Source organism: Asanoa sp. NPDC050611, assembly GCF_040654855.1.
Taxonomy (GTDB): Bacteria; Actinomycetota; Actinomycetes; order Mycobacteriales; family Micromonosporaceae; genus Asanoa.
The window spans coordinates 1-5,095 of the sequence record NZ_JBFAIU010000450.1 but is presented as its reverse complement, the minus strand read 5'-3'; the positions used below and the strand labels follow the sequence as shown (position 1 = coordinate 5,095).

The window sequence follows — 5,095 nt, the reverse complement described above, 5'->3', positions numbered from 1 at the left end:
GCTGGAGGTGGTGGCCGAGCCGGAGTCGGCCGGGGGCGCGAGCGTCTACCGGGTGACGCCGGAGGCCGTGCGAGGACGGGTCGAAGCCGTGTGCGGCCAGCCAGCGGATCGCCAGCAGGCTGCGGATCGACCACCACGCGCGGATCACGTCCAGGTCGACGTCGGTGCCGTAACCGGCGACGACGTCGTCGAGGTGCTCCGGGTGGCCGAGCGTCAGGATGGCGAGGTCGTTCAGGGCGTCGCCGCGGGCCGCCTCGGACCAGTCGAGCACGCCGGTGACCGCGTCGCCGTCGACGAACACGTGGGAGACCTGCAGGTCGCCGTGCGCGAACACCGGTGTCCACGGCCGGAGCGCGGCTTCGGCGACCCGGCGGTTGCGGGTGACCAGGTCGGCGGGAAGGACGCCGTTGGCGACGAGCCACCCGCACTCGCTGTCGAGGTCCGCCGCGATCCCGTCGAGGCTCCGCCCGGGCCATGGCGGCAGCGGCGCGTCGTGCAGGGCCCGCACGGCGGCACCCGCCGCCGCCCACGCCGCGGCCGACGCGGTCGAAGGCTGGCCGAGGCGGCCGAGTGCGGTCCCGGGGAGGGCGGCGAGCGCGAGCACGGGCGGCTTCCGCCACAGCACCTCAGGCGTCGGGACCGGCACCATCGCCATCGCCGCGACCTCGACGTCGAGCCGCGCCTGATCAGCGTCGACCTTGAGGAAGACGTCGCCGACGCGCAGGGTCGTGCGCTCGGAATGTGCGACGACGACCTCGACTTCTGCCACGTTGCCATTTTCGCGGGGTCGGCGACCGCCGTCACCGGGTTTATCGGGCGATGACATGGCCGTGCCGCGGGAATACGCTCGACGCGTGGACAACGAAGACGCTCCGCGCGGCGACGACGCAGGGCGTCATGCCGATCTGGAGCGCCGCGAGCAGCTCGCCGACGCGCGCGACACCGTGGCGGACGCCCGGGACGCGGCGGCGGACCAGCGCGACGTCGAACTCGAGCAACGCACGTCGACCGTGTCGATGCGCGAGGACGCGGTCGCCGGCCGCGAGGAGCAGGCCCAACGCCGGGTCACGCTGGCCACCGTCTGGTCACACGACGCCGACTCGCGCGAGCGCACCGTGGCGCGACGCGAGCAGGCGGCAGACGCCCGCGAGCGGGCGGCAGACGAGCGGGACCGGCTCGCCGACGAGCGCGACCGCCAGGCCGACGCCCGCCAGGCGGCGATGGACCAACGCGAGATCTCGGCCGAACTGGTGGGCGGGCAGCCGGATTCGTCGTAGCCGCGAAAACATTGACCGACCGTAACCTGTATGGCAAGTTGCTCGCCATGACCTCCGCCGTCGAGGAGCTGGCCCGGCGCCTGGAAGTGCTCACCACCGAGGACCTCGAGCCCGGCATGCGGCTTCCCTCCGAGGCGGAGCTCGGCCGGCAGTTCGGTCTCAGCCGGATCACCGTCCGCGAAGCACTCAAGATCCTCGCCGGCCGCGGGCTGGTCGAGCTGACGCAGGGCCGCCGGGCGACCGTGCGGCGTCCCGACAGCGGGATGCTCGCGCGGCATTTCCGTGTCGCAGCCCGGGGCGACCAGCGGTCGGCGCTCGAGCTCGTCGAGGTCCGCCAGGCCCTCGAGGTGGGCGCCGCGACGCTGGCCGCCCGGCACGCCGGCCCATCCGCGGCCGCGGCCTTCGACGCCGCCCTCGATGGCATGGCCAATGCCGCCGGCGAGGCCGAATACCACGAGGCGGACGTGGCCTTCCACGCCGCGCTGGCGACGGCCGGCGGCAACCGCATGCTGGCCCAGGTGCTCGAGGCACTCGAGGAGTCGCTGCGGACCAGCTTCGCGCTCAGCTACGACGGGCAGATCGGGGCCGGCGGCTCCACCGCGCCGGTCGTGGCCGCCCACCGCCGGGTCGCGGAGGCCGTCGTGGCCGGCGATCCCGCCCGTGCGGAGCAGGCGATGCGCGCACTCTTGTCCAATGTGGAACTCAACCTGAAGGGAAAGCCATGGAGGGCATAGCCGGACAGGTCGCCGTGGTGGTGGGCGCGGGCGCCGGCATCGGCCGGGCGACGTCCGCGCTGCTGGCTGCCCGGGGCATGACGGTCGCCTGCCTCGACCGCGACGAACGGTCCGCCCGCGAGACGGCCGAGGCCATCGGGAGCAGCGCCAGTGCCCACGGCGCCGACGTGACGGACGCCGACTCGGTGCGCGCGGCGTTCCAGGCCGTGGCCGACGCGTACGGCCAGGTGCACGCCGTCGTCAACTGCGCCGGCGTCCAGGGTCCGACCGGCGCGCCGAGCCACCTGGTCGACCTCGACGCGTTCGACCAGGCCTACGCGGTCAACCTGCGCGGCGCGCTCGTGGTGTCGCAGGTCGCGGTGTCGCACATGCTGCCGCACCGCTACGGCCGCATCGTCCACGTCGCCTCCATCGCCGGGAAGGAGGGCAACCCCAACATGATCGGGTACTCCGCCACGAAGGCCGGAATGATCGGCATGGTCAAGGCGCAGGGCAAGGAGTACGCACGCGACGGCATCACCGTCAACGCCCTCGCGCCGGCGGTCATCGACACCGGCTTCCTCACCAAGCTGCCGGACGAGGTCGTGCGCTACATGCTCGACCGGATTCCGATGGGCCGCGCCGGCACCGTCGATGACGCGGCCCGGCTCATCGCCTGGGTCGTCTCGCCGGAGTGCGGCTTCACGACCGGCTTCACCTTCGACCTCTCCGGCGGGCGGGCCACCTACTGATGGTCGAACTGTTCGACGCGCGGACCGCCGTGCCGTACCTCGCCGACCGGATCGGCATCGACCCCGACCGCGCGGTGGTGACGCCGCTCGGCGGCGGGGTGAGCAACGTGGTCCTCGCTGTCGACGACGGCGCCCGCTCGGTGGTGCTCAAGCAGGCCCTGCACCGGCTGCGGGTCGCCGACGAGTGGACCGCGCCGCAGGAGCGCGCCGAGTCGGAGGCGTGGGCGATGACGCTCGCGGCCACCCTCGTGCCGGGCAGCGTCCCGGAGGTCGTCCACCACGACCCGGACCGGCACGCGCTCGTCGTCGCCCGCGCACCCGCCTCGTGGACCGACTGGAAGTCCCGGCTGCTGGCCGGCGAGATCGACCCGGCCGTCGCGGCCCGGATCGGCGACGTCGTCGGTCGATGGCACCGCGCCACCCTCGACGGCGCCGGCGTACCACCCCGGATGCGGGCCGCGGCGGCGTTCGAACAGTTGCGGGTCGAGCCCTACTACCGCACCGCCGCGCGCCGCGCCCCCACGTACGCCCGCGCGCTGCTCGCCCACGCCGCCGCGCTCGCGGCACCGCCGCGGCCGACGCTGGTGCACGGCGACCTGTCCCCCAAGAACGTGCTCGTCGGCGACCGGACCGCCCTGATCATCGACTTCGAGGTGGCCCACCTCGGCGATCCCGCCTTCGACCTGGCGTTCCTGTTGAGCCACCTGACGCTGAAGTCCATCCACCGGCCTGAGTGGACGGAAGCGTTCCGGTCCTGCACCACTGTGTTCGCCGCCGCCTACACGGCTTCGGCGGGCGCCGGTCTCACGCCCGACTGGCCGCGCGTGCACGGGCACGTCGGCTGCCTGCTCATCGCCCGCGTCCACGGCAAGTCGCCGGCGGAGTACCTGACCGCGCCGCAACGGGAGACGACCGTCGCGCGCGGCGCCGCCCTGCTGCACCACCCTCCGTCGCACGTCGAGGAGCTGTTCGCATGACGTCGACCCGCATCACCGACGTACGCGCGTGGGAAGCGCTCGACTCGCGTGGCCGCCCGACGGTCGCCTGCGCGGTGACGCTGGCCGGTGGCGGCACGGGACGCGCGGTGGTGCCCTCCGGCGCCTCCACCGGTGGCCACGAGGCCGTCGAGCTCCGCGACGGCGGTGACCGCTACCAGGGCAAGGGTGTCTCACGCGCGGTCGCCAACGTCGGAGCCGTCCTCGCACCGGCCGTGGTCGGGCACGACGCCGACGACCGGCCGGCCGTGGACGCCGCGCTCGAGGCGACCGACGGCGACCGCCTGCTGGGCGGGGTCGGCGCCAACGCGGTCCTCGCGGTCTCGCTCGCCGTGACGCTCGCCGCCGCCGACCAGGCCCGCGAGCCCCTGTGGCGGCGGCTCGGCGGCCCCGAGCCGCTCCTCCCGCTGCCGATGGTCAACATCGTCTCCGGTGGCGCCCACGCCGGCGGGCTGCTCGACCTGCAGGACATCCTGGTCGTCCCGGTCGGTGCCGGCAGCTTCGCCGAGGCGATCGAGTGGGCGTCGCGCGTCCGGGCGGCCACCGCGGACGCGTTGGCGCAGCGCGGTGTGGGCGGTCCGCTGGTCGCCGACGAGGGCGGCCTGGCCGCGGCGCTCGACGACAACGAGGCCGCGCTGGCCGTGGTCACCGAGGGCATCGCGCGGGCCGGCCTCGACGGGCGGGTCGCGCTGGCCGTCGACGTCGCCGCCAACCAGTTGCGCGACGGGGCCGGCTACCGCCTGCGCCGGGAGGGCCGCACCCTCGACCCGACCGCATGGGTCGACCTGCTCGACGGCTGGTGTGCCCGCTATCCCGTCGTCTCCGTCGAGGACGCCGTCGCCGAGGACGACTGGACCGCCTGGCGCGCCGCCAGTGCCCGCTGGTGCCCCACCCGGCAGGTCCTCGGCGACGACCTGTTCGCCACCGACGGCGACCGGCTGCGGCGCGGCGTCGAGGCCGGTGTGGCCAACGCGGTCCTCGTCAAGCCCAACCAGGCCGGCACGGTCACCCGGGCCGAACGCGTCGTCGCGCAGGCGCGGGCCGCCGGATACGCGACCGTGGTCAGCGCCCGGTCCGGCGACACCGAGGACAGCTGGCTCGCGGACCTGGCGGTGGGCTGGCGTGCCGGCCAGATCAAGGTCGGTTCGACCACCCGCTCGGAACGTACGGCCAAATGGAACCGGCTGCTCGAGATCGAGGCGACGGCGCCCGACGCCCGGTTCGCCGGCGCCGCGACTCTCGGTGGGCGGGCTATGACCGCGGCCGGGTGACCCCTGACCGAGGCCAAGACCGCGGGCGCGAAGGTGGTCACGTACGACTCGGACACCAACCCGCAGTGCCGGGACGTGTTCGTCAAC

Annotated in this window: 6 protein-coding genes; 5 read left to right on the top strand and 1 reads right to left on the bottom strand. The window is 74.5% G+C overall.

Annotated elements, in window-relative coordinates; translation table 11 throughout:
- The coding region (locus AB0H87_RS37820) for a phosphotransferase (RefSeq protein ID WP_360157306.1) at positions 1–769 on the bottom strand (769 nt) is incomplete at its 3' end.
- An 85-nt stretch (positions 770–854) separates the two neighbouring features.
- Here AB0H87_RS37820 and AB0H87_RS37815 point away from each other — a divergent pair.
- Genes AB0H87_RS37815 through eno form a run of 5 tightly spaced genes read left to right on the top strand, consistent with a single transcriptional unit; the run spans position 855 to position 5,008 of the window.
- A complete protein-coding gene (locus tag AB0H87_RS37815) occupies positions 855–1,277 on the top strand; it encodes a hypothetical protein (RefSeq protein ID WP_360157303.1) in 423 nt (140 codons plus the stop codon).
- A gap of 47 nt (positions 1,278–1,324) precedes the next feature.
- The gene (locus AB0H87_RS37810; RefSeq protein ID WP_360157300.1) at positions 1,325–2,011 is read left to right on the top strand and encodes an FCD domain-containing protein; all 687 of its coding nucleotides are present in this window, start codon (positions 1,325–1,327) and stop codon (positions 2,009–2,011) included.
- Positions 1,999–2,742, top strand: a complete 744-nt coding sequence (locus AB0H87_RS37805; RefSeq protein WP_360157297.1) for an SDR family oxidoreductase — start codon at positions 1,999–2,001, stop codon at positions 2,740–2,742. The genes AB0H87_RS37810 and AB0H87_RS37805 overlap by 13 nt, the downstream gene beginning before the upstream one ends.
- Entirely contained in the window at positions 2,742–3,719 is a 978-nt protein-coding gene (locus AB0H87_RS37800) for a phosphotransferase (RefSeq protein ID WP_360157294.1), read from the top strand. Before AB0H87_RS37805 ends, AB0H87_RS37800 begins: the two co-directional genes overlap by 1 nt.
- Positions 3,716–5,008 carry a phosphopyruvate hydratase gene (eno, locus tag AB0H87_RS37795; RefSeq protein WP_360157291.1) on the top strand — a complete coding sequence of 431 codons (1,293 nt, stop codon included), beginning with the start codon at positions 3,716–3,718 and terminating at the stop codon, positions 5,006–5,008. Before AB0H87_RS37800 ends, eno begins: the two co-directional genes overlap by 4 nt.
- Positions 5,009–5,095 lie beyond the last annotated feature (87 nt).